Origin of the sequence: Pedobacter sp. KBW06 (assembly GCF_003852525.1) — a bacterium.
Lineage (GTDB): Bacteria > Bacteroidota > Bacteroidia > Sphingobacteriales > Sphingobacteriaceae > Pedobacter.
Window position 1 is genome coordinate 1,013,181 of sequence record NZ_QAJL01000002.1, and the last position, 26,062, is coordinate 1,039,242.

At 41.1% G+C, this 26,062-nt stretch carries 21 protein-coding genes; 11 read left to right on the plus strand and 10 right to left on the minus strand.

The features are described from left to right. Window positions 1-38 precede the first annotated feature (38 nt). Window positions 39-1,526: a histidine ammonia-lyase gene (gene hutH / locus DBR43_RS14395; protein ID WP_124581910.1), complete on the plus strand. Its 1,488-nt coding sequence runs from the start codon at window positions 39-41 to the stop codon at window positions 1,524-1,526. Window positions 1,527-1,627: 101 nt separating this feature from the next. Here hutH and DBR43_RS14400 read toward each other — a convergent pair whose 3' ends face one another. Both DBR43_RS14400 and DBR43_RS14405 read right to left on the minus strand, forming a co-directional pair. After that, a complete protein-coding gene (locus tag DBR43_RS14400) occupies window positions 1,628-3,928 on the minus strand; it encodes a TonB-dependent receptor (protein ID WP_124581911.1) in 2,301 nt (766 codons plus the stop codon). A gap of 149 nt (window positions 3,929-4,077) precedes the next feature. After that, entirely contained in the window at window positions 4,078-4,413 is a 336-nt protein-coding gene (locus DBR43_RS14405) for a hypothetical protein (RefSeq protein WP_124581912.1), read from the minus strand. Between the two features lie 66 nt (window positions 4,414-4,479). Here DBR43_RS14405 and hutU point away from each other — a divergent pair, with 66 nt between their 5' ends. From hutU to DBR43_RS14435, 6 genes are all read left to right on the plus strand, one after another. Beyond that, window positions 4,480-6,144, plus strand: a complete 1,665-nt coding sequence (gene hutU / locus DBR43_RS14410; protein WP_124581913.1) for a urocanate hydratase — start codon at window positions 4,480-4,482, stop codon at window positions 6,142-6,144. Window positions 6,145-6,264: 120 nt separating this feature from the next. Continuing rightward, window positions 6,265-6,918 carry a TetR family transcriptional regulator C-terminal domain-containing protein gene (locus DBR43_RS14415; protein WP_124581914.1) on the plus strand — a complete coding sequence of 218 codons (654 nt, stop codon included), beginning with the start codon at window positions 6,265-6,267 and terminating at the stop codon, window positions 6,916-6,918. 4 nt (window positions 6,919-6,922) lie between these two features. Further along, complete coding sequence (locus DBR43_RS14420) at window positions 6,923-8,224, plus strand: ABC1 kinase family protein (RefSeq protein WP_124581915.1); 1,302 nt, start codon at window positions 6,923-6,925, stop codon at window positions 8,222-8,224. Then, complete coding sequence (locus DBR43_RS14425; protein WP_124581916.1) at window positions 8,221-9,657, plus strand: SDR family oxidoreductase; 1,437 nt, start codon at window positions 8,221-8,223, stop codon at window positions 9,655-9,657. The genes DBR43_RS14420 and DBR43_RS14425 overlap by 4 nt, the downstream gene beginning before the upstream one ends. Before the next feature lie 227 nt (window positions 9,658-9,884). Next, complete coding sequence (locus DBR43_RS14430) at window positions 9,885-10,277, plus strand: response regulator transcription factor (RefSeq protein ID WP_124581917.1); 393 nt, start codon at window positions 9,885-9,887, stop codon at window positions 10,275-10,277. 57 nt (window positions 10,278-10,334) lie between these two features. Beyond that, window positions 10,335-10,802 (plus strand): nuclear transport factor 2 family protein, encoded by a 468-nt coding sequence (locus tag DBR43_RS14435; protein ID WP_124581919.1) that lies wholly within the window; start codon window positions 10,335-10,337, stop codon window positions 10,800-10,802. Window positions 10,803-10,810: 8 nt separating this feature from the next. Here DBR43_RS14435 and hisS read toward each other — a convergent pair whose 3' ends face one another. The 3 genes from hisS to pdhA form a co-directional block, all read right to left on the minus strand. Beyond that, a complete protein-coding gene (hisS, locus tag DBR43_RS14440; protein WP_124581920.1) occupies window positions 10,811-12,196 on the minus strand; it encodes a histidine--tRNA ligase in 1,386 nt (461 codons plus the stop codon). A 72-nt stretch (window positions 12,197-12,268) separates the two neighbouring features. Beyond that, window positions 12,269-13,933 carry a pyruvate dehydrogenase complex dihydrolipoamide acetyltransferase gene (locus tag DBR43_RS14445; protein ID WP_124581922.1) on the minus strand — a complete coding sequence of 555 codons (1,665 nt, stop codon included), beginning with the start codon at window positions 13,931-13,933 and terminating at the stop codon, window positions 12,269-12,271. A gap of 30 nt (window positions 13,934-13,963) precedes the next feature. Then, entirely contained in the window at window positions 13,964-14,959 is a 996-nt protein-coding gene (gene pdhA, locus DBR43_RS14450; RefSeq protein WP_124581924.1) for a pyruvate dehydrogenase (acetyl-transferring) E1 component subunit alpha, read from the minus strand. Between the two features lie 228 nt (window positions 14,960-15,187). Here pdhA and DBR43_RS14455 point away from each other — a divergent pair, with 228 nt between their 5' ends. Next, window positions 15,188-15,742 carry a C40 family peptidase gene (locus DBR43_RS14455; protein WP_073231909.1) on the plus strand — a complete coding sequence of 185 codons (555 nt, stop codon included), beginning with the start codon at window positions 15,188-15,190 and terminating at the stop codon, window positions 15,740-15,742. A gap of 81 nt (window positions 15,743-15,823) precedes the next feature. After that, window positions 15,824-16,945 carry a CapA family protein gene (locus tag DBR43_RS14460; RefSeq protein WP_124581927.1) on the plus strand — a complete coding sequence of 374 codons (1,122 nt, stop codon included), beginning with the start codon at window positions 15,824-15,826 and terminating at the stop codon, window positions 16,943-16,945. Here the strand turns inward: DBR43_RS14460 and DBR43_RS14465 are convergent. Next, a complete protein-coding gene (locus DBR43_RS14465) occupies window positions 16,942-17,127 on the minus strand; it encodes a hypothetical protein (RefSeq protein WP_124581929.1) in 186 nt (61 codons plus the stop codon). The genes DBR43_RS14460 and DBR43_RS14465 overlap by 4 nt on opposite strands. Window positions 17,128-17,282: 155 nt before the next feature. On the opposite strand from DBR43_RS14465, the gene DBR43_RS14470 reads away from it, so the two are divergent. Next, window positions 17,283-18,221 carry an SPFH domain-containing protein gene (locus tag DBR43_RS14470; RefSeq protein WP_074611575.1) on the plus strand — a complete coding sequence of 313 codons (939 nt, stop codon included), beginning with the start codon at window positions 17,283-17,285 and terminating at the stop codon, window positions 18,219-18,221. A gap of 79 nt (window positions 18,222-18,300) precedes the next feature. On the opposite strand, the gene DBR43_RS14475 is transcribed toward DBR43_RS14470, so the two are convergent. The 4 genes from DBR43_RS14475 to DBR43_RS14490 all read right to left on the minus strand — a co-directional run bounded on the left by DBR43_RS14475 (window position 18,301) and on the right by DBR43_RS14490 (window position 23,069). Further along, window positions 18,301-20,469, minus strand: a complete 2,169-nt coding sequence (locus tag DBR43_RS14475) for a carboxy terminal-processing peptidase (RefSeq protein WP_317125995.1) — start codon at window positions 20,467-20,469, stop codon at window positions 18,301-18,303. Window positions 20,470-20,642: 173 nt separating this feature from the next. Next, window positions 20,643-21,326 (minus strand): tetratricopeptide repeat protein, encoded by a 684-nt coding sequence (locus DBR43_RS14480; protein ID WP_124581933.1) that lies wholly within the window; start codon window positions 21,324-21,326, stop codon window positions 20,643-20,645. A 20-nt stretch (window positions 21,327-21,346) separates the two neighbouring features. Beyond that, window positions 21,347-22,189, minus strand: coding sequence for an isoaspartyl peptidase/L-asparaginase (locus DBR43_RS14485; protein ID WP_124581935.1), 843 nt, complete (start codon window positions 22,187-22,189; stop codon window positions 21,347-21,349). Between the two features lie 4 nt (window positions 22,190-22,193). Beyond that, window positions 22,194-23,069 carry a cyanophycinase gene (locus DBR43_RS14490; RefSeq protein WP_124581937.1) on the minus strand — a complete coding sequence of 292 codons (876 nt, stop codon included), beginning with the start codon at window positions 23,067-23,069 and terminating at the stop codon, window positions 22,194-22,196. 270 nt (window positions 23,070-23,339) lie between these two features. Between DBR43_RS14490 and cphA the strand changes: the two genes are divergently transcribed. Beyond that, window positions 23,340-25,955 carry a cyanophycin synthetase gene (gene cphA, locus DBR43_RS14495; RefSeq protein ID WP_124581939.1) on the plus strand — a complete coding sequence of 872 codons (2,616 nt, stop codon included), beginning with the start codon at window positions 23,340-23,342 and terminating at the stop codon, window positions 25,953-25,955. The last annotated feature ends 107 nt before the right edge of the window (window positions 25,956-26,062 follow it).

Consider the following 26,062-nt stretch of genomic DNA (forward strand, 5'->3'; position numbering starts at 1 on the left):
TTAAGCATTATTTATAATTTTGCAGAAATATAAAAAGTATGAGCACTTACCAAATAGGTTTGGAAAGGTTATCGCTGTCGCAAATCGCAGAGATCATCGCAGAAAAACAAACCCTACAATTATCCGATGCGGCCCTTGCTAAAATAGAAAAATGCAGAAATTATCTGGACGACAAGCTTAAACGTCATGACGGCCCTATATATGGAATCAATACCGGATTTGGTTATTTACAGAATGTAGAGATCGAGTCTGAGAAACTTTCTCAACTGCAACACAACCTGTTGCTATCGCATGCCTGCGGAACGGGAGAAGAAGTATCACCTGAGATTGTACGCCTGATGTTACTGCTGAAAATCCAGTCGCTAAGCTATGGACATTCTGCAATTGCATTGACGACTGTTCAGCGTCTGGTAGATTTTTACAACAACGACATCCTTCCGGTAATCTATACCCAGGGTTCTTTAGGTGCCTCCGGTGACCTTGCCCCTCTTGCCCACCTGGCATTGCCATTAATCGGCGAAGGTGTAGTGCTTTATAAAGGGGTAAAAACCAGTACTAAAGACCTGTATCAGACTTTAGGATGGGAAGCTTTAAAGCTTCAGTCTAAAGAAGGCCTGGCACTGATCAACGGCACTCAGTTTATGAGTTCTTATGGTGTTTTCTGCCTGCTTAAAGCGCAAAGCCTTGCAAAATGGGCGGATGCGATCGCTGCGATCTCTATAGATGGATTTGACTGCAGGATTGATCCTTTTGATACTTTTAGTCACATCATCAGACCGCATGCCGGACAGGTACATACCGCGCAAAATATCAGTAAATGGTTAAGTGGAAGTGAGCTGATCAAACGTGAAGGAAAACAAACACAGGATCCGTATTCTTTCCGTTGTGTACCTCAGGTTCATGGCGCAAGTAAGGACAGTATTAATTATATACAATCTGTTTTTGAAACAGAAATCAACTCTGTAACGGATAATCCAAATGTATTTCCAGATGAAGACCGCATCATCTCTGCAGGTAATTTTCATGGTCAGCCTTTGGCTTTGACATTGGACTTTCTATGTATTGCCCTTGCTGAATTCGGATCTATTTCTGAAAGAAGAACTTTCCAGCTGATTTCCGGACAAAGGGGATTACCTCCATTCCTGGTAAAAGACGCAGGGTTAAACTCAGGCTTAATGATTACACAATATACCGCAGCATCTATCGCCAGTGAAAACAAACAATTGTGTACACCGGCATCCGTAGACAGCATTGTTTCCAGTAACGGACAGGAAGATCATGTGAGTATGGGTGCAAATGCGGCGACAAAGTGTTTAAGGGTGGTGAACAATCTGGAAAGAATCCTGGCAATTGAGTTGTTAACCGCAGCACAGGCATTGGATTTAAGAAAGCCTTTGGCTTCTTCTGAAGCGATTGAAGCATTGGTTGCCAATTATAGAAAAGTGGTTTCCTTTAATGAGGCAGACCGTCTTCTTGCCACAGACATCGCAGCTTCTGTAACCTTCCTGAGAACAGAAAAGATTTAAACTTTACTTAAAAAAGGAGAACTTATTCCCTTTTATTATAAAAAAAGAGCCGGTATCATAAATGGTGATACCGGCTCTTTTTGATTTAAAACGCTGTTCTTTTACATAAAAGGAACGTTGATTCCAAAGGTCACATTACGTCCTGTATTGTAAATACCGGCAGGTTTATACCTGCTTAAATGGTTATAATATTTTTTATCAAGGAGGTTTTGTCCTGTCACCCATAGGTTCAGTTTACCTTTTTTAGTATTGATAGATGCACCGATTCCCGCATCCAGCAAGGTATAACCATCAGTCTGTGTTTCAAAACTATCAAAACGCGCCTGTTTTAACACATTACTTACACCAACTTTAACATAGGAACCGGAAAGTCCTTTAATACTTGGCTCAAAGCGCAACTCATTGTTAATAGATGCCGCAGGAATAAAAGGAAGCGGCGAATCATCAGCACGGTTAATTCCCCTTACATAAGCAAAGGAGTTTTCAAAGTGTAATGATTTAACGAGGTGAAAGTCCATCGAAGCCTCACCACCAATCAGGTCTGCATTCGTTTGTACAAAACGGTAAACAGGTAAAGTCTCTACCTGACCTGCGTCGTTGGTCAGGTCTTTTGTTTCTTTGTTGAAGTTTCCAGGATAGATGTAATTAAAGATTCTGTTTGCATAAGCATTCAATCCAAAAGTGACATATTTAGCGGTATACTCCAGTCCAAGGTCAAACTGTAAACTGGTTTCCTGTTTTAATTTACTATTTCCGATTTCATATCTGAATGTTCCCTCGTGACGACCATTTGCGGCAAGTTCTGCGATATTTGGTGCCCTGAACCCCGACCCTGCATTTCCTTTTAACACCAGGTTTTTAGCCACCTCATAAGCAAAGCCTAAGGAACCGGAAACATTAGAAAATTTATTATCAAAACCATTAAACACCTGCTCCCCATCTACAGAAAGGTCATGGCCATTTACTTTTTTATAATCATAACGTGCCCCAATATTTACCGCTCCTTTTTCAAAGTTGCGTTTCAGGTAGACAAAGGCACCAATGTTATTGCTGTTATAATCCGGGATCAGGAATTCATCGCCCTTATTGACATTCTTCTGGTACATGCCCTGAACGCCAATTGCAGGTTCCCATTTACCGGCATTTGGAAAGTAATATTTTACGTCGTAGGTATAAGAGTTCAGGTTTAAATTCAAGCCAGGCTCAGTAGCACTTTCTTCGAATTCCTTTCTCATATTCCGCTGAAAAGCGAAAGTGGTTTTCAACTGTCCTTTACCAAGGATAAAATTACTGTTCAATGCTGCACGGTAATGGTTAATGTTCTGAAAAGGTAAGCCTAATCTTCTTTGCTGTGCTTCTGCTTTTGTAATCACTTCTCCATCCTCATTTACAAAATTACCTTCCTCATTGGGACCATTTTCTACAAGGCCTATATTGGTATGGAAACGGGAAAAGGTCAGGTGAGAATATCCCCAGCTTTTATTTAGCCCTACCATTCCGTTCAGATTAAACTCGTTAAATCCGGAGTTCGGAACTGTTGTATTTTTATAAGCGAAGCCATACGCGTTTTTATACGATACACGGCCACGGTATACAAATCCGTTGTCATTCCCCTGCAACATCAGTGAAGACGCGCTAAGACCGTTATTAGTCCCGTAAGAAGTGGTAAAATCTCCGTTGAACACTCCCGGAGGAGGAACAAGGTCATCAATAATATTAATCACCCCGCCTAAAGCGTCTGATCCATACAACAAACTGGCAGGTCCTTTTAAAATCTCCACCCTTGCTGCCGAAAACTGATCTACTTCAATTCCATGTTCATCACCCCATTGCTGAGCTTCTTCTCTTGCGCCATCTACCATGGTCAGTACCCTGTTATAGCCTAATCCGCGGATGGTCGGCTTCGAAATCGCCCCCCCTGTACTGACTTGTGAAACACCTGGAATTCTGGAAATCGCATCTACCAGATTTGTTCCTGCAGCCTGAGCCAGCTTATCTTTCCCAACAGTAACCACAGACAAACTGTTGGTTTTATTATTGGAACTGAAAGGAGATCCGGTAATGACTACTTCAGCACTCTCAATAACAGAGGATTCCATAGCAATACTTACGGTGTTTATGGTCGCAAGATCGACCATTTGAGAATGTGTTTTATATCCGACAAAACGGACTTCCATCAGGAAACGCCCTTTTGATGGAATATTTTTTAAGGTAAACTCCCCCTTACTGTTGGTGGTCGTTACGGCTTTCAAATCGCTGATATATATGGTGGCGCCAACCAAAGGCTCCTGGGTACTGCCATCGGTAATTTTACCTTTAACTTCTGAAAGATCTGCCGCAAAACTGCTGGCAGAAAAAAAGGTATATAATAGTACGACCAATACAAGGTGTATTTTTTTCATGTGTGTTTTTATTTATCGGCCAAAGCCAATGATTCAATAGATGTATAGAATGAAATTTGCCAAATATAAATTCAGCTCAGAGGCCTGTAAAATGCACATATAAGTGTATGCGAATTTATATCCTCCGGATAACAATAAAAGAAAATTGATTAGGCAACTGGGGGTCCCCGGAGTGAGGAGCCAATAAGTTCAGTATAAGAACCGCTAACTAAAGCGTAATATTTTGACAGGGTTCTGATTTCCAGGAATACCTGAAAATGAGTGTATTCATGAAGGTAATTTTTTTCGAAATGTGCCGCACAAACCAGACAGGTTTCGGTATGGTTACTAACGTGTAATTTGTGGGTACAGGTTTTCTCATTTTTTAAACATTGAGGTGCTTCATCGTGATGATGTAAGGCCCCAAAAGGAGTCAATGCAATGGCAAATACCCATAGCAAAGCTATAGATATGATGCGGTTGATATGTTGCTGACTCTTTTTCAATTTTAAAGGCTAAAAATACTCAATTTCGTATAATTACATACATTTGTTTTATAACATTGCCCTTATATGACTGCAAATATGGATTTTAGTTTAGATTTAAGTAAAAAACAAACCCCAACAGGAAATACATTAACCTGTAAAGGATGGGTACAGGAAGCGGCGTTACGTATGCTCCTGAATAACCTCGACCCGGAAGTTGCTGAGCGTCCGGAAGATCTGATCGTCTATGGCGGTCGCGGTAAAGCTGCCAGAAACAAGGAAGCTTTAGCACTGATCGTAAAAGCATTACAAAATTTAGAAGATACAGAGACCTTACTCATCCAATCGGGAAAGCCGGTGGGTGTATTGCCAACACATAAAGATGCACCGAGAGTCCTGATCTCCAATTCTCAACTGGTTCCAAAATGGGCAACTCAACAACATTTTGATGAACTGGAAGATAAAGGACTGATGATGTATGGCCAGATGACCGCAGGCTCATGGATCTATATCGGCTCACAGGGAATTGTACAGGGAACTTATGAAACGTATGCTGCTTTGGCGCGCAAACATTTCGACAGCAACCTGAGAGGTACTTTAAATGTAACTGCCGGACTTGGTGGAATGGGCGGCGCACAACCGCTTGCCATCACGATGAACCAAGGCGTTTGTCTTGCCGCTGATGTAGAAGAATGGCGCATTCAGAAACGCCTGGAGACCCGCTACATTGACGAAATTGAACATGATATCGATACGGCTATTGATAAAGCCTTACAATATAAAAAAGACGGAAAAGCCATCTCCATCGGAGTGGTATGCAATGCGGTGGAATTGTTGCAAAGGTTAATCGACCGCAACATTACCCCGGATACCTTAACCGACCAGACTTCTGCTCATGATCCACTGATCGGCTATTTTCCGGAAGGACTTAGCGTTGCTGAAGCCAATAAATTACGTACTGAAAATCCGGACGAATATGTGAAGCAGTCTTATGCTACGATGGCAAAACATGTGGAGCAAATGCTGGAACTGCAAAAACGTGGCGCCATCACCTTTGACTACGGAAACAACCTCCGTGGACGGGCATTGGAAGTTGGTGTTAAAAATGCATTTGATTTCCCTGGCTTTGTTCCTGCTTATATCCGTCCTTTATTTTGTGAAGGAAAAGGACCTTTCCGCTGGGCTGCATTAAGCGGAGATCCACAGGATATTTATGAAACGGATAAACTGATCCTTGAACTTTTCCCTGAAAATGAAAGTCTGAAACAATGGATTACCATGGCTCAGGAACGTATTGCATTCCAGGGCCTCCCGGCACGTATCTGCTGGCTTGGACAAGGGGAAAGAGAAAAAGCTGGTTTGGCCTTCAATAAACTGGTAGCCGATGGCAAAGTAAAAGCACCATTAGTAATTGGCAGGGATCACCTGGACACCGGTTCTGTAGCTTCCCCAAACCGGGAAACTGAAGCCATGCTGGATGGCTCTGATGCTGTAGCCGACTGGCCGATTTTAAATGCTTTGATCAATACTGCCGGTGGCGCAAGCTGGGTTTCCTTACACCATGGCGGTGGTGTTGGAATTGGCTATTCTATCCATGCCGGAATGGTGATCGTTGCCGATGGAACCGAAGATGCTGCAATCAGAATCAAACGTGTCTTACATAATGATCCGGCAATGGGTGTCATCAGACATGCTGACGCAGGATACGACATTGCAAAAGACACCTTACGCAAGCACAGACTGGGTCTTTAGATCTTTCTTCTTTTATCCATCTTAGTTTTTTTATTACAAAACGATGATGGAATAATAAACTAAATTGAGCGGTCTGTGAAACTAAGCAGACCGCTTCAACGTTTATTAAAATAAAAAGGAATGGCAACGGCTCAGCAAATTAAAAATGCGTACATCGATTATGTACTCATCAATGATGAAAAACCAAAATCAGTATACAGTTTCGTTAAGAAACTGAAGATTACAGAGGCTGATTTCTATGAATTCTACGCTTCTTTTGAAAGTATTGAAAAGAACGTCTGGGTAGACCTCACCCTGGAAACGATCAACGCGATTGAGGAACAGGAAGTCTGGAGTCAGTACTCATCCCGCGAGAGAATCCTTGCTTTCTTCTACAGCTATGTGGAAGTGCTAAAGAAACAAAGAAGTTTCATTGTCTATACCCTCAAGTCTCATATCAGTAAATTCAGCACACCAGATGCTTTATCAGGCGTAAAGCCAATATTTGAGAACTTTGCCGAAGAAATCATTAATGAAGGTCTGGAGAGTGGTGAATTGGCCAACCGTAAATTCTTAAGTAAAAAATATAAAGATGCCGTATGGCTGCAGTTCGGCTTTATCCTCAATTTCTGGATCAATGACAACAGTGCAGGATTTGAGAAAACAGATGAGGCTATTGAAAAAGGCATCAACGTGACCTTTGACCTTTTTGAACGTTCTCCTCTGGACAACCTGCTGGAATATGGAAAGTTTCTTTCCAGAAATGGCAAATTTAAGGAAAAAATGGGGCTATAAACTCATGAAGGAACAAGAGAGTATTCCGGTAACAAAGGGACAAAGATCTGCAAAGTTTGTAAAAACGGGGATTCAGATTGGTGGCAATTACATCAAGCATTATTCAAAAAAGTTATTCAACCCTAACCTGAGCAGGGATGAACTGAATGAAGACAATGCTACAGACATTTATAAATCACTCAGTGAACTTAAAGGAAGTGCTTTAAAGATTGCACAAATGCTGAGCATGGATAAAAACATCCTGCCTAAATCGTATGTCGACAAGTTTACGCAATCTCAGTATAATGCACCGCCCCTTTCAGGTCCGCTGATTGTCCGTACTTTTAGTAAAAATTTTGGAAAAACACCTGATCAGATCTACGATAAGTTTAATCTCCATTCCAGTAATGCTGCTTCTATCGGACAGGTACACCAGGCAGAACTGGATGGCAAAAAACTGGCCATCAAAATCCAATATCCCGGAGTGGGTGATAGCATCTCTTCCGATCTGAAACTTGTAAAACCTTTCGCTTTCCGCTTACTGGGAATGAGTGAAAAAGACCTCAATATCTATATTAAGGAAGTAGAAGAAAGGCTGCTGGAAGAAACGGACTATGAGCTGGAAGTCAGAAGATCAATTGAATTTTCTGAGGCTTGTAAACACCTGAGCAATGTGGTATTTCCGAAGTATTACCCTTCATTGTCCGGAAAACGGATCATCACAATGGACTGGATAGAAGGTTTACACCTGAAAGAGTTTTTAAAAACAAACCCTTCTCAGGAACTCCGCAATAAAATTGGTCAGGCTTTATGGGATTTTTACAATTTCCAGCAGCATGAGCTCAGGGCAGTGCATGCAGATCCGCATCCGGGCAATTTTATGATTACTCCTGATGAAAAGCTAGGGGTCATTGATTTTGGCTGTATCAAAGAAATGCCTGATGATTTTTACTATCCGTTTTTCTCCCTGATTTCCACCGATGTAATTAAAGATAAAGCAAAAACCATAGCGGCCTTTCGTCAACTGGACATGATTCATAAAGACGACACAGAAAGTCAGGTTGAATTCTATTATAAAGCATACCGGGAAATGATTGAATTATTTGGCCGTCCGTATACCAGCAAAACATTTGATTTCAGTAAACCTGAGTTCTTCGAACAACTCTATACTTATGCAGAAAAGGTGGCCACTATGCCTGAATTTAAACAGGCCAGAGGCGTTAAACACTTCATCTATGTAAATCGTACCAACTTTGGACTATATACGATCCTGCAGGAGTTAAAATCGATTGTCAACACAGACACCTTCCAACCACATCTCCAATGAAAGTACTGCTGACCGGTGCCAATGGTTATATTGGCACCAGGTTACTGCCTGTTCTTTTAGAACAGGGGCATGAGGTGGTTTGTATGGTCAGGGATAAAAGACGTTTTGCCCTTGAGTCAGACTTTGGAACCCGGGTAAAAATCATTACGGGAGACCTATTAAAGCCTTTGGAGGAGATCCCCAAAGATATCCAGGCAGCCTATTACCTGGTACACTCAATGTCTGCCAGCGAAAATGGATTCTCTGATCTGGAACTCCTTTCTGCGCAAAACTTTATCAATGCACTTAAAAAAACGGATTGTAATCAACTGATTTACCTGACAGGGATTGTAAATGATGCCGGACTTTCCAAACACTTAAGCTCGAGGCTGGCGGTAGAAGAAGTGCTCAAAAAATCAGGCATTGATTTTACCATATTGAGAGCAGCTATTATTATTGGATCCGGAAGTGCTTCATTTGAAATTATCAGAGACCTGACAGAGAAATTGCCGCTTATGGTTGCCCCGAAATGGGTTCAAACAAAATGTCAGCCTATCGGAATCCGGGATGTGCTACGCTATTTAAGTGGCGTATTGTCAAATGAGAAAGCATTGGGACAGGTATTCGATATTGGAGGACCGGATGTGCTTAGTTACAAGGAAATGATGATGCAATACGCTGAAGTACGTCAACTAAGAAGAATCATCATTACACTCCCCTTATTGACGCCACGTTTATCTTCCCTGTGGCTCAACCTGGTCACTTCAGTTCCTTATGCCCTCGCCAGAAGTCTGGTAGACAGCATGAAAAATGAGGTAATTTGTAAAGAAAACAAGGTTACAGAGGCCGTCCCCGGCTCCTGCCTTCCTTATCGGGAAACATTAAAGCTTGCTTTTGAAAAGATAGAACAAAATTCTATTGTTTCCAGCTGGAAAGATGCGCTCAACAGAGGATACCTGGAAACCAGTTTCATGGACCAGGTTAAAGTCCCGCAAAACGGAACGCTGGAGTATAAGGTAAAAATGCCATTCGAGAGAAATTCCGAAGAGGTATTTGAAAATATCTGGGGAATAGGGGGAAGCAGAGGCTGGTATTACCTGAACTGGCTCTGGAACCTGAGGGGCTTCCTGGATAAGTTGCTTGGTGGCGTAGGTACCCGCAGAGGAAGAACAAATAATTTTAGTTTACAAGCCGGTGATGTTATAGACTTCTGGCGGGTTTTACTGGCCGACAAAAACAATAAACGCTTGTTGCTGTTCGCAGAAATGAAAGTACCCGGGGAAGCCTGGCTGGAATTTAAGATAGTTGAACATCAGGGTCAAACGTTTCTCTCCCAGATTGCAACTTTCAGGCCATCAGGATTATGGGGACGTGCTTACTGGTATGCAATGTTTCCTTTCCATCTTTTCCTTTTTAAGGGTATGGCCAGGCAGATTACAGTTTTTAAAATATAATAAAAAAGGCACAATCGCCACAATTGCACCTTTTCTCTAACCTAAAAACTTATATATAAGACGGTCTTAAACATAAAAGGTTTCATTTTAATTGATATTTCTTCAGATAATCCCTTCATTTGCCCTACAGCAGGATATTTACAGAAACTTGTTTATAAAAATCAAATAATATATGAACAAGCCGATCTTGTTAAATATATTTGTATTCCATAAAACACATCCTGATTTTGGCAAAAAGCTCTAAGATTCACAAAAACATACTTGTCATTGAAGACAATCATGCCATCCTTGATGTCATCACACTGATCCTTCAAAGTGAGGCTTACAAGGTTACCGGTCTAAATAAAAGCGCAGATATGATGATGCATATCGAGCAGCTTAGACCTGATCTCGTTATTCTGGACATTATGCTTCCTGATGGAGACGGCAGGGAATTGCTAACCCAACTCAGGTCTGAAGCGAGCACTGAAGATATTCCGGTACTCATGATCTCCGCAAGATATACAGAGGAGAATATTCAGCATGGTGCTTTCAAACCGAATGGATTCCTGGCCAAGCCTTTTGATATTGACGATCTTCTGGACAGAATTGAAGGCATCCTCGCCGGAAAAATTTATTAATCCGGATCAACAGCTTCCTGTTAAATTCGTATCTTAAACTCAAATTACCGAAACGATATGAATGCCAACGAAGCGCTCATCAGCAAATTCTATACTGCTTTCCAAAATAAAGACGTCTCTACGATGCAGGAATGTTACAGCGATCAGGCAACGTTCAGTGATGCGGCCTTTGTAGACCTCAATGCCAAGCAAGTTCGTGCCATGTGGGCAATGTTGATTAAAGGTGGAAAAGACATGCGCGTCGAATTCAGCAATGTCAGGGCCGAGGGGGAGGTCGTAAAAGCACACTGGGATGCTTATTATACTTTTTCAGCAACCGGAAGAAAGGTTTTAAATCAAATCGATGCCAGCTTTATCATTGAAAATGGCAAGATTGTGAAACATACCGACCACTTCGATTTTTATACCTGGTCAAAACAGGCGCTGGGACTTTCGGGGCTTTTGTTAGGGTGGACTTCTTTCCTGAAAAACAAGGTAAGAAAGCAGGCCAGCGCTAAACTGGCCGCTTATATGGCAAAAGAATAATCCGTAGATTAATCTTTAATTCGTTCGATAATGGCCTCCAGGGATAATTTATCCTGTTGTCCGCTATGCATGTCTTTTAAAGTTAATGCTCCGCTTTGCATTTCGTCGCTACCGATCAAAATTACATAAGGGATGTTCTTTGTATCCGCATAGCTCATTTGTTTTTTAAGCTTTGCAGCACTAGGATATAATTCTGCAGCGATATTCGCATTTCTCAATTGCTGAACAACTGGGAGTGCATACAATTCCGCAGCTTCATCAAAATTACTGATCAGAACTTTTGTTCCGGCAGCAACAGATTCCGGGAAAAGGTTGAGTTCCAATAATACGTCATAGATGCGGTCTGCACCAAAAGAGATTCCCACTCCTGTTAATCCTTTCAGACCAAACATCCCGGTCAGGTCATCATAACGACCACCTCCACCGATGCTTCCCATTGCAGCTTCATTGGTTTTTACTTCAAAAATACAACCTGTGTAATAGTTTAAACCACGCGCCAGGGTAATATCTAATTCGAGGTCAGGACTAAGTGCCGGATTAGATTGCAATAATCCTTTTAAATATTTAAAGACCGTTTCTATTTCTTCAATACCTTTCATTCCGGTAGCAGAATCTGCAAGTACCGTACGCAGGCTGTTTAATTTATCTTCGTTACTTCCCTGAAGTAAGATTACCGGTTTTAATTTTTCCAGATCTGCATCCGTGAACCCACGTTCCAGCAACTCTTTACTTACACCATCCAAACCAATCTTGTCCAGTTTATCGATCGCGACAGTCATATCGATAACCAGCTCCGGCTTACCGATAATTTCAGCAATACCTGATAATATTTTACGGTTATTCAGCTTGATGGTAAAATCTTTCAGACCAAGATTGCTCAGGGCTTCCTGGTAGATTAATACAAATTCCGCTTCATTTAATAAGCTATCTGATCCTACAACATCCACATCACACTGATAGAACTCTCTGTAACGCCCTTTCTGTGGTCGGTCAGCTCTCCATACCGGCTGAACCTGAAAGCGCTTAAAAGGCAGAGAAATGTCGTTCTGATGCATCACCACATAACGGGCAAAAGGCACTGTTAAATCATATCTCAATGCTTTCTCACTGATGGATGAAATCAGTTTTTGAGAGTTGGCGTTGGCCAGTAATTCCGGATTCGCTTTAGAAAGAAAATCTCCGCTGTTTAAAATCTTAAAGATCAGCTTATCTCCTTCATCTCCGTATTTACCTGTTAAGGTACTCAGGTTTTCCATCGTTGGCGTTTGTATTTCCGCATATCCGTATTTTTTAAATACCGTTTTAATGGTATCAAAAATATGATTGCGTTTGACCATTTCCTGAGGTGAAAAATCACGGGTTCCTTTAACTAGAGAAGGTTTAATATTCGACATAGCGACAAAAGTACAAAAAGTAACAGGCATAAAAAAAGCTGCCGAAGCAGCTTTTCAGATTATTTAAATATTTTAAACCAATAACCTTACTGGTTCTTCTAACAATGCTTTTAGCGTCTGTAAGAAAGCAGACCCTGTTGCACCATCCACTACGCGGTGATCGCAGCTTAAAGTTACTTTCATTACGTTACCAGGAACTACTGCACCGTTTTTAACCACAGGAACCTGAGAGATTCCTCCGATGGCAAGAATACAGGCATCAGGTGGGTTAATGATTGCTGTAAATTCATCAATTCCGAACATTCCTAAGTTAGAAATGGTGAATGTTGAACCTTCCCAATCTGCAGGTTGTAATTTCTTTGCTTTAGCACGCTGCGCAAAGTCTTTAACTTCTGCCGAGATATGAGACAATGATTTACCATCTGCAAAACGAACTACAGGAACCAATAAACCGTCTTCTACAGCTACAGCCACACCAATGTTCACATGCTCATTGTAACGGATCTTATCACCTAACCATGAAGAGTTTACATTAGGGTGTTGTTTTAAAGCAATTGCTACTGCTTTTAACACCATATCGTTGAAAGAGATTTTAACAGGCGCATATTCATTGATTTTAGTACGGGCAGCAATTGCACCATCCATATCAATAGACATCGTTAAATAGAAATGCGGTGCTGTGAATAAGCTTTCAGATAACCGTTTAGCAATTACTTTACGCATCTGGGTAACCGGTTTCTCTGTATATTTTTCTTCGCCGACAAATACAGGAATACTTACCTGAGCTTGTTTCTCCGCAGGAGCTGCTGAAGTTGTAGCTGCCGGTGTAGCCGCCACTGCTGCTGCAGGCTTGAAGTTCTCAATATCTTTCTTGATGATACGTCCACCATCAGCACTACCTGCCACCTGAGCAAGATCAATACCTTTGTCTTTCGCAATTCTCTTTGCTAAAGGAGAGGCTTTTACGCGATCTGAGCCTTCAGCAGGTGCTGCTTCTGCTGCTACAGACGAAGTGCTTTCTGCTACCGGAGCATCTGCTTTTTTATCTGCTGCAGGTTTTGCCGGAGCATCGCCTTGTGCAAGGATTCCACTGATGTCTGTCCCTTCAGGACCAACGATAGCAATGATACCATTCACTTTAGCTGCTGCACCTTTTTCTACACCAATATGTAATAATGTTCCGTCTGCATATCCCATTACTTCCATAGTTGCTTTATCGGTTTCTACGTCAGCAAGGATATCGTCGTTTTTAATTTTATCACCAACTTTTTTATGCCATTCAGCAATTACGCCTTCAGTCATCGTATCACTCAGCAAAGGCATTCTCACCACAGTAACGCCCATTTTTTCTAAATCTGCATCCGTGATTCCTGCCGCAGCAGGTGCTTCTTTTTTATCTTCAGCAGGTTTTTCAGCCGGAGCAGCATCTGCTGCCGGTTTTGCTTCTGCCGATGGCGCCGCAGCACCTTCAGCGTCTAAAGCTGCTTTGTAATCTTCACCTTCTTTACCTATGACTGCAATAACCGCGTCAACAGGAACAGCTTTACCTTCTTCTACACCAATGTATAATACGGTACCGTCCCAATATGACTCTAAATCCATGGTTGCCTTATCGGTTTCCACTTCGGCCATTACATCGCCACTTTTAACTTTATCGCCAACTTTTTTATGCCACTTCGCCATTACACCTTCGGTCATGGTATCGCTCATTTTGGGCATTCTAACTATTTCAGCCATTCTATATTATTAAATGAAATGCGTTCTAAATTAATCTAGTACGTAAGGATAATCCTGTTGTACATAAACATCTTGATATAATTCTGATTCTTCCGGCCAAGGTGACTCTTCCGCAAATTTAACAGCATCATCAACAATTTGTTTCACTTTAGCTTCAATCTCTTCAATCCATGCCTGATCAGCATATTTTTCCTGAAGGATTGTTTCTCTTACGGCTTCAATAGGATCTTTGGTTTTGTAAGATTCCAATTCGTCTTTAGAACGATATTTCGCAGGATCAGACATCGAGTGACCGCGGTAACGGTAAGTTCTGATTTCCAGGAAGGTTGGTCCGTCACCGTTTCTTGCACGTTGAGCAGCTTCGTCCATTGCAGTGTGAACTGCTACAGGATCCATTCCGTCTACCGGTGCACAAGGCATATCAAAACCTAAACCTATTTTATATATATCAGTCATGTTAGTGGTACGCTCTACAGAGGTTCCCATTGCATAACCATTATTCTCACAAACAAAGATGACAGGTAGTTTCCATAACATCGCCATATTGAAGGCTTCGTTTAAAGCACCTTGACGAACTGCTCCATCACCCATGTAACAAACGTTTACATTTTTAGTGCCTTTATATTTCTCAGCGAAAGCGATACCTGCTCCTAATGGAATCTGTCCACCAACGATACCGTGTCCACCGTAAAAGTTATGTTCTTTGCTAAACATGTGCATAGAACCACCTTTTCCTTTAGAACATCCGGTAGCTTTACCATACATCTCTGCCATAATGCTGTTTGCACTCACACCTTTTGCTAAAGCATGTGCATGATCGCGGTAGGCAGTGATCATAGAATCTTCTGGTTGTAGTGCCGAAATAGCTCCTGCTACCACAGCTTCCTGACCTATGTATAGGTGACAAAAACCACGGATTTTCTGTTGTCCGTACAATTGACCTGTTTTCTCTTCGAACTTGCGCATCAGCAACATCGACTCAAACCACTTCAGATAGGTATCTTTATTAATTTCTACTGCACTCATTTTTGGGTATTGGTTTTTATTTACAAGAGCAAATCTACTTTTTTATTGCAACATATAGAAGAAATACATGTAAAATGAACACTAAGGTTACATAAAATGTGGATAACTTTTAGATTTAAACATTTTACATTTGGATCACATTTGTAAAATACATAGTTTTGGCACCGGACAATAAGCCCCAAGTGGTGTACGTTTAAGTGTAAGTGTCTATTACCCAAACTTAATGGTATGATAAAAAAATTTTTGTTTTCTACCCTCATTGTCTCGTGCAGCCTTTCTGCCGTTCACGCACAGACAAAAACAAAAGAAACCAATAAATTAGAAGATCCTGATAATCTAGCTTCACAATATTTTTCTCAGGTAATGGGTGTTGCAGTAGATGCGACCTCTAACATCAAACTCTACAAGTTCATTTATGAATGGATTGGAACTCCTTACCGTTTTGGAGGAAATACCAAGAGAGGCATTGATTGTTCCGCTTTCACAAAAGCGATTTACGATAAAGTTTTCAACACCACGATACTCCGCAATTCCCGTGACATCTTTAGCATGGTAGACCCATTGCCAAAAGATGAATTAAAAGAAGGAGATCTGGTATTCTTTAAGATCAAAAGCCGCAGCATTACGCATATCGGCATTTATCTTGGAGACAACCGCTTCGCTCATGCATCCTCCAGTCGTGGAGTCGTGATCAGCAATTTAAACGAACCTTATTATTCCCGGTATTTTTACAAAGGTGGCAGAATTCTCGATCCTGTAAAAAATGACCTGATTGAGGAATAAGCCTCAGCAAACTAAAAATATATTGAGTCCTCCTAATTTTTGGGAGGACTTTTTTTATGACAAAACACTACCTCTAAACAAATGAAATTCTCAAACACCATTGCCATTGCTCTTTCTTCCGTTATATTTATGTTCAGCTGCCAGGGAAACAGCGCCAGTGTGCCTCAACAACTCAAATCAGATACGACCAGGCAAACGCTAAAAAAAGATACGCTTTCCACTACAGATACGATTTCCATTACAGCTGTCGGCGATATGATGTTGGGCTCGGCTTTCCCCGACAAAGCCAACCTTCCTGCCGATGACGCGATCAACAGTTTTAAAGAAGTAGATAACTTTCTAAAAGGAGACATCATTTTCGGAAATCTGGAGGGCTGTTTACTCGACAATGGGAAATCCACCAAATGCAGTGATCCTAACAGCAACAGCTGCTTCGCTTTCAGAATGCCGGAACGATATGCCGGTATCTTCAAAAAAGCAGGATTTAACCTCTTCAGTGTCGCCAACAATCATGTGGGCGATTTCGGCAAAAAGGGCCGGACAAGAACCACGGAAATCCTGGATTCTCTTCAGATTAATTACGCAGGTCTTCAATCCCACCCCTTTAAAATTTTTGAAAAAGACAGTGTGAAATATGCATTCTGTGCTTTTGCACCGAATGAAAATACCGTTTCTATCAATAAGATCGACAGTGCTAAAGAATTAGTAGCAAGATTAAAAAAACAGGTAGATATCGTGATTGTTTCCTTTCATGGTGGTAGCGAGGGCGCAAAATTTGAGCATGTGCCCCGAAAGAATGAAATATTTTATAAAGAAAACAGAGGAAACGTCTACAAATTTGCCCATTCAGTAATTGATGCCGGAGCAGATATCGTGATTGGACACGGCCCTCATGTAACCAGAGCCGTAGAAGTTTATAAAAATAAATTTATTGCCTACAGCCTCGGTAACTTCTGCACTTATGGAATGTTCAGCTTAAAAGGTCCTAATGGAATTGCCCCACTGATGCAGATTAAGCTCAATGGCAAAGGAGATTTTCTCTATGCAGATGTCGTATCCGTAAAACAGGATAAATCAACACGTCTGACTCTGGATGAGAATTACGGTGCATTCAAAAAAATAAAATTCCTTACAGATACAGATTTTCCAGGTCACCGCCTTGATTTCTCAGAAAACGGCCATATTCAATTGAAAAGTAATTAAGCCTCGTCTTTTGTATTTTTTATCAGTCCGATTCCTGAAACAAAGAAAATCAGACCAATAATAGCTGCTACAATCAGCTCCCTGGCTTGCAGGCTGTGTTTAATAAATCCATAACCTGCGTAAATCAGGCCTATAATTCCTAAAATAGTTAGAATAGTTCCAAAAGTGCGTTTAACATTCATTATATCTTAGTTTAAGTTCAACTCAGCTATGCAAAATCTATGCCCCATCTCTATTCTCAATCTTTATCGTTCTTATAAAATAATCCTGTCTTCACGATAAGGCAGGAATTCTTCGTATCTTGAAGAAGTTATTTTTTAATTAAAAACACATACTTATGGACTATACATCTTACATTTTCGTATTCATCGTACTGGTTGTTCTGGTCAGTTCTTTTGTTACAGTAAAACAAGGAACCATCGCCGTGATCACCATTTTTGGTAAATACCGACGCCTGCTAAGACCAGGGCTCAGTTTAAAAATCCCTTTGGTTGAAAACATTCATTCCAGAATTTCGATTCAGAACCGCTCTGTTGAACTTTCTTTCCAGGCGGTGACACAGGATCAGGCAAACGTCTATTTCAAGGCTATGCTGCTTTATTCAGTGCTTAATCATGATGAAGAAACCATTAAGAATGTAGCCTTTAAGTTTGTGGACTCTACCAACCTGATGCAGGCGCTGATCCGTACGATTGAAGGATCGATCCGGGCATATGTAGCCACTCAACGTCAGGCCAATGTTTTGGCACAACGGAATGAAATCGTTGACCATGTAAAACATCAGATTGACCAGGTACTGGAAAGCTGGGGTTATCACCTACAGGACTTACAGTTGAACGATATCACCTTCGATGAGGAAATCATGCGTTCCATGAGTAGAGTCGTAGCCTCCAACAATTTAAAAGCCGCAGCAGAGAATGAAGGTCAGGCTTTGCTAATCACCAAAACAAAAGGAGCGGAAGCAGATGGTAATGCCATTAAAATTGCCGCTGCTGCAGAAAGAGAAGCGGCCCAGCTACGCGGACAAGGTATTGCCTTATTCCGCGCAGAAGTTGCACACGGTATGACTAAAGCAGCACAGGAAATGGAAGAAGCCAACCTTGATATATCCGTGATCCTCTTCACCATGTGGACAGAATCTATCAAACATTTTGCAGAGAACAGCGATGGAAATGTGGTATTCCTTGACGGTTCTACAGAAGGAATGAATAAGACCATGAAGGAAATGATGGCCATGCAAATCCAGAAGAACCGGGATGATAAGCCTGCAAAATAGGCAAATAATAAAGACATAAAAAAAGAGTTCANNTGAACTCTTTTTTTATGTCTGAACTTCTGCTCAGTCTCGAATTTACCTAGTTAAATCCGCCTTTCACTTTCACCAATTCTGCTTTATTTGGATTGGTAAATCTCATAAAATCTGCCATTATCTGTAGGCTTTCATCTTCAATGAAATCAAAGTTTTCTTCTTTCTTGATTTTATCTCCTTTTTTAACCGGAGCCAAGCCTTTAGCTACTCTTAGCTGATTGATTCTGGCAAGAGATTTCGTCTCCAGGCTATCACGTTCTGCTTTCAGCTTTGTTTCATTTAACGTTACGGATACTTCTCCTTCACGTTTTTTGACATCAGCAATATCCTGTTCCAATGTTTTATAATCCAATGAATTCGCCATTCTTGCCTGGTGAAGTTTTATCAATTCCGGTTTCAATGGATTCAGATCTGCTACTGCTTTGAAATTAGACCTTTGTACTTCGTCCCAAGGTAAAGCAGAAGGTTCAGTATCCTCTCCAATTTTGTTCAAAGGGTAAAGCGAAGGAAACTGAATGTCAGGCATTACTCCTTTATGTTGGGTACTGCTGCCTGTTACACGATAAAATTTAGCCATAGTCAAATTGATCTGGCCCAGTTGAACTGGTGCAGCATCTTTACCATTAACCGTTTTCACCGCAGCTTTATCCTTGCTGACTAAAGCAGCTATTCTTTGCAAAATCGATGGGTTTACCAGTCTGTTCAGGTCAATTGAGGACTGCACTGTTCCTTTACCATAAGTTTGTGTTCCCATGATTATTCCTCTTCCATAATCCTGAATAGCACCTGCAAAGATCTCGGAGGCAGAAGCACTCAGACGATCTACCATCACTCCAAACGGTCCACTCCAGGCAACGCCCGCATTGGTATCCTCACTCACCTCAACACTATTCTTAATGTCTTTTACCTGTACGACCGGTCCTTTATCAATGAACAAACCCGTCAGATCAATTGCCTCTACCAATGAACCACCACCATTGGCACGTAAGTCCATTACAATCGCATCTACTTTATCTTTATTCTTTAAGGTATCGATCAATAGCTTCACATCACGGGTTGTGCTTTTATAATTCGGATCACCTGCATTGGCTGCTTTAAAATCTGCATAAAAAGCAGGCACCCTGATGATTCCAATTTTATAAGATTTACCATCCGACTGAATTGTTTTTACCGTCTTTTTGGCCGATTGGTCTTCCATCACGATTCTTTCTCTTGTCAACTCGATGATGACAGGCTTAGAAGACAATTCACGCCCTACAGGGATGATTTTCAACCTTACCTTAGTTCCTTTAGGTCCTTTTATTTTAGCAACAGAATTGTCGATTCTCCATCCAATGATATCTTCAAATTCACCTGCTCCTTGTGCTACGCCTACGATTCTGTCGCCGGCACTTAAGAGCTTGCTTTTGAAAGCTGGTCCACCCGGAATAATTTCTTCAATTTTAAGAATATCATTATCCTGTCTCAGTCTTGCACCGATTCCCTCAAATGAACGTGCCATATCTTCATTGAATTGCTGCGCATTTGCCGGGTTAAAATAATTGGTATGGGGATCGATGGTTTCTGTAAAAGCATCCATAATCGTCTGAAATACATCCTGGTTGTTTACCTTTGATGCCTGCGACTTTAGACTTTCATATCTTTTAGTCAGCGTTTCTATATTTTTTGCCGGAGTTGATCCTGCAATTTTCAGGTTTACAAGATCATATTTCACTTTCTTTTTCCAGACATCATTCAGTCCTGCAACAGAGGTAATCCATGGCATTTTTTCCCTGTCAAACACATAAGTGTCATCCTGAGTAAAATCATACTTGTTTTTTACCTGTGAAAGTGTATAAGTAAGCCATTCATTATATCGTTTTAGATATACATTAAAAATATAGAAAGGCGCACTTAGATCACCATTTCTGAAGTCATCATCCAATGAATTTCTAAATTGCTCAAAATCTTTAATATCAGAAGCCAGAAAATAGTACTTGTAAGGATCCAGGTCCTTGATGTATTTATCGAGGATTAATGAAGAAATAGAGTCATTGAGTTTTATCTTTTTGTAATTGTAATTTTCGATTAGTCCCACAACCTCTTTAACTACCAGAGCCTGTCTCTCGTCCGGCACAATATTGCTTACCCCCTTCACTAATTGTTGTGGCTTTGGGGAAGCCTGGCACGCAAGTACAGCCGCAGTAAAGGCCACCAGTAATGTTCTTTTTAACATCTCTTTGAATAATTTAAAATCCATTTTATAATGCACAACTAATATGATACCAATATCATTAATAAACAGAAAAGAGACAGTAATATTACCGTCTCTTTTCTGTAAACTTATCAAAAGTAATTAAAAATTCTATACAAAAAACACCAGGTACCGGATAATTTTAAAGTCCTGACTTAAGACTTCTTAACCGTTAGTTTAGAAGGGATTAAGGATTTCACTTCCTTAATCTTACTTTTAAATTGGTTCGTATTTGAGGATTTGGCCAATAATTCAGCTCTGTTGATATCCCTTAAAGCCAGGGTGTATTCTTTTTTCTTGATTTTCACCTGAGCAATCCCGAGAACGGATTCAATATAAGCATTATTGTTATTCACCTGCTTCGCAAGAATTCCCTGTTGTGTGTAAAACCATAAGGACTGTGTCAGTTTATTTGCTGCAAAATAAATTCTTCCCAATTGATAGTAAGATTCCATTTGCCCTGTTTTACTTCCAATACGGGAATAGTTCTTTAATGCAACATTCAGGATTACCTGTTCAGCTTCTCCATAATGGCTCATCAGAAAATGAACATTTCCTAACCTTAACAGGGCTTCCCCATAGCGAACAAAAAGTTTGGAGCTGTTATATTCGAACGCTGCTTTGCCAAATAAAGTGAGGGCATCATTCAAATCGCCCCTTTTTTCATTTTTTACAGCCTCCGCGAAATAGGTATTTCCATCTGCTTCTTCCAGACTGGAAGTCACAATATTTATCGCTCCGCTGGTCACCGGAGGCTCTTGTGGTAGAAAAGTATTGGTTTGTGTCATTGCCCTCCCTGAAAACAACAGGCAAATGATTACTAAACAAATTTTGTTCATCCGATAAAGATATAACAAATTTAGTTAAACACCTGTAAACTACCGTCAAAAGCAGCCCAAACCATATAAGGATGGGAGTCAGTATGATACACCTCTCCCTTGGAGGAGATTCCGATTATTCCTGCAAAACCGTCAAAAGTTTTTAATTCAGCAAAGGACTTGTCACTTGCCTCTTTCAAGGTAAATCCATCCGTAACCCGGGTTACAATCTTTGCCGCAAGCGCTGTACTTACAATATCTTCGCCAACCCCCGTACAGGAAATGCCCGCATATTCGTTTGCAAAATTTCCCGCAACAGTAGCCGAATCACTCACGCGGCAGGGAATTTCAAACCCTTTCCCTCCTGTAGAAGTCGCTGCAGCCAGGTTTCCATCTGCATCCAGTGCAACACAGCCAACAGTACCTATTCTTGTGGATTGAGCCAATTTTTGTTCATATTCCTGCTGTCTCTGAGGAATAACGGAGTCAAAAAAATCAAAACCATGATCACGCGCAAAATCCAGAGCCCCGCCTCCACTAAGAACTTTATCATCATAGTTCAGCAACTGTTTAGCAACCTGAATTGGGTTTCTGACATTTTCAATATTGATTACACCACTAAATTTCTGACTTTTACCATCCATTAATGAAGCACTTAACCGCACCTTCCCATCACTTTGAATCTGAGATCCCAGTCCGGCGTTAAATAATTCGTTATCTTCCAGCAGGCTAACTGCATAAATAACAGTTTCTAACGCAGTATGCGACTGTAAATAGGTATGAGATTGACTCACAATTGCCGATAAGGCATCTTGTTTTGCTTTTTTAGTCTCCTGATTGGTTCCAGACTCACTAAAAAATCCACCGTGAATGATTATTTTCATTGATTTAATCTATTGGAACAACCTTTGGGTGATGTATGGTTAGTTTATGTGCCGTAAGGTCATAAATATCTCCATCACACATCACATGAACGGTCATATTGTTAATTGAAACAGGTTGCCCCATATCCACATCAGTAAGGTTCGTATCAGCCATATTTCTGCCATCCACCAGGATAACCATCCCGGAGCCTATGGCTTCCATAATGTTACCATTCGAAATGTATAAGCCCGTATCTTCTCCAAGTCCAATCCCAAGAATTCCGGGATTACTTGCCGTAGCATACAAAAGTCTGCCTATCCTTCCACGCTGTACAAAATGGGTATCGACGATCACGCCATCGATAAAACCCAGTCCGCCGGTAATTTTAACTTCTCCCTTCAGCAAAGCATCCTTACTGCTTCCCTGATAGATCATATTTTTAGAACTAGCCGCAGCCCCGGCAGAAGTCCCGGCAATCACGACCGGTTCATCCTGGTATTTATCTAAAAGAATCTGATGAATAGCAGTACCACCAAATATGGACGACAAGCGCAATTGATCACCTCCGGTAAAAATGATGACATCTGCCGCCTTTACACGATCGCTGTTTTCTTCAGAATTTGCCTGCTCACGGCTATTGATATTTAAAACGCCTACATCGTGGACATCCAGCTGTCCGAACGCTTTGATATATTCTTCTCCAACCCTTTCCGGAACCAGGGAAGCTGTAGTAATGATCTCGAAACGAGATGTCGTTCCCTTTAATGATTCTGTTGTAATTTTCTTTAAAATACCTCTTTCAAAAAAGTTCATATTCTGGGGCAATCCGAAAGTTGTCTCTGTGAAACTTCCTGTATTAATTGCACCACCTATAATTATTAGTTTACCCTTTGGAGTCATCTTAAATCTTTACATTTCCTATAATTCCAAATATATATGCATTAGCCTAATATCAAGGAATTATTTATCAATATTATACCCTTATTAACAATTTCCTGCAGAGTTATTCCCCCTCAATCCCTTGCTTAAAATATATTCCTAACATTTAACGGGCCAATAGTGGAACTTTCGAAAAATATTTATACTTTAATCTCTCCATTGACCTTATCAAATTAGCTACTAACAGTTCCCGTAATATGGTCACTACCAACACAAAACAACCAATCTAGAATGAAAATATTAGGCATACAGGTGCTACGCGGACCAAATATATGGTCTATAAACAGAAAAAAGTTAATTCAAATGCGCCTTGACCTGGAGGAGATGGAGCAAAACCCAACCAATGTAATTGATGGATTTGCAGAAAGGATTGAAAAACTAATACCAAGTCTATATACACATCGTTGTTCAAAAGGTGCACCTGGAGGATTCCTGATGAGGATTCAGGAAGGTACCTGGATGGGACATGTAATCGAACATATTGCATTGGAAATTCAAACCCTTGCAGGAATGGATACCGGCTTTGGCAGGACCAGACAAACGAAAACGGACGGAATTTACAATGTTGTATTTAGCTATCTGGAAGAAAAAGCAGGTCTATATGCCGCCGAAGCGTCGGTAAGAATTGCAGAAGCACTCATCAATGGAACGGATTACGACCTGGAACACGATATTCACCGCATGCGCGAGCTAAGGGAACTGGAACGCCTTGGACCAAGTACAGGTTCTATCGTCAATGAAGCCATATCGAGACAAATCCCATGGATCAGATTGAACAAGAGTTCGCTGGTACAACTGGGATATGGAAAGAATCAGGTCCGTTTCCGTGCAACGATGACCGAGAAGACAAATTCAATCGCAGTTGACATTGCCTGTAATAAGGATGAAACCAAGAGACTCCTGCAGGACTCTGCTATCCCCGTTGCAAAAGGCGTAACCATATCGGATCCTAATGACCTGGCCGATGCCATTAGAAAAGTAGGATATCCACTGGTATTCAAGCCTCTTGATGGAAATCATGGTAAAGGGGCAACTATCAATGTAAAAACTGATGAAGCAGCCAAAGAAGCCTTTGAATACGCACAGAACTATTCCCGGAAGGTCATCATCGAACGCTTCATTAACGGCTATGATTTTAGAATTCTGGTAATTGATCATAAAATGGTTGCTGCAGCGCTTCGTGTTCCTGCACATGTGACGGGAAATGGTCAGCTAACGATCCAGCAACTCATTGATAGAGAAAATACAGATCCAAGACGTGGCTATGGCCATGAGAACGTATTGACGGAAATCACCGTAGACCGCGATACGCTGGATCTCCTGGCAAAAAAGGAATATACACTGGAAACGATTCCTTCACAGGGAGAGATTGTTTACCTGAAATCTACCGCGAACTTAAGTACAGGAGGAACCTCTATTGATGTAACTGATCTTGTCCATCCACAAAATGTATTTATCAGTGAACGGATCTCCAGAGTCATCGGACTGGACATCTGTGGGATTGATATCATGGCAGAAAATCTGACGCAGCCGCTAACTGAAAATGGAGGTGTAGTACTGGAAGTAAATGCAGCTCCTGGTTTCAGAATGCACCTTGCCCCAAGTGAAGGTCTCCCAAGAAACGTTGCTGCTCCGGTAATTGATATGCTTTACCCTCCTGGAAAATCAGCGATAATTCCAATTATCGCCGTAACCGGAACCAATGGAAAAACCACCACCACGAGGCTAATTGCCCATATTGTTAAAAGTAACGGAACCAGGGTTGGTTTTACCACATCAGATGGAATCTATGTGCAAAATACCATGCTAATGAAAGGTGATACCACAGGTCCGGTGAGTTCAGAATTCATACTCAGAGATCCAACGGTAGAATTTGCCGTTCTGGAAACCGCAAGAGGTGGAATCCTGAGGGCAGGACTGGGCTTCAACAGGTGTGATATAGGCGTCATTACTAATATTCAGGCCGACCATTTAGGCATCTCCGACATCCATACGCTTGACGATCTTGCCAGGGTAAAAGGAGTGGTTATTGGTGCGGTGAAAAGAAGTGGCTGGGGTGTTTTAAACGCAGATAACAAATACTGCATTAAAATTGCAGCCAATGCCGATTGTAATATTGCCTACTTCAGTATGGATGAAAACAATCCCGTGATTGTGGAGCATTGTAAAAAAGGAGGAATAGCTGCCATCTATGAAAACGGATATATCACGATCAAAAAAGGCGACTGGAAAATCAGGGTAGAGAAAGTAACCCATGTTCCACTGACCTTTGGTGGCAGTGTTGATTTTATGATTCAAAATGTGCTGGCAGCAACACTTGCGACCTTCCTTTGGGGTTATAAGATTGAAGACATCCGTATGTCTTTAGAAACATTTATTCCTTCCGCAGCACAGACACCTGGCAGGATGAACACCTTTAAATTCAAGGAATTCCAAATCATGGTCGACTTTGCTCATAATCCTGATGGATATAGTGGCATTAAGTCGTATTTAAAGACCATTGAGGCAACAGAACATGTTGGTGTCATTTCTGCCACCGGCGACAGAAGGGATTCAGACATCAGGGAGACTGCAAAAATTGCTGCCCAAATGTTCAACAAGATCATTATTTGTCAGGAGAAGTACCTGCGTGGCCGAAACCAACAAGAGCTAATTGACTTACAGATTGGAGCTATTCGCGAGATTAATCCGGATATGGACATCATCATTAACAATAGCGGCGATGATTGTCTTAAATATATTATTGCTACTGCCCGCTCAGGTTCATTTATTACCATTTTAAGTGACACTATAGACCAGGCGATCATTAAAGTCTCCGACTATCTGGATAAAGAATTCGGAATGTAATAAGAAGACTTTTATAAAATGAAATGCNNGCATTTCATTTTATAAAAGTTATACTTAAAAAAGAAGCCACTACTATTCAAAGGCTGGAACCTTTGACCCGAAGGGGG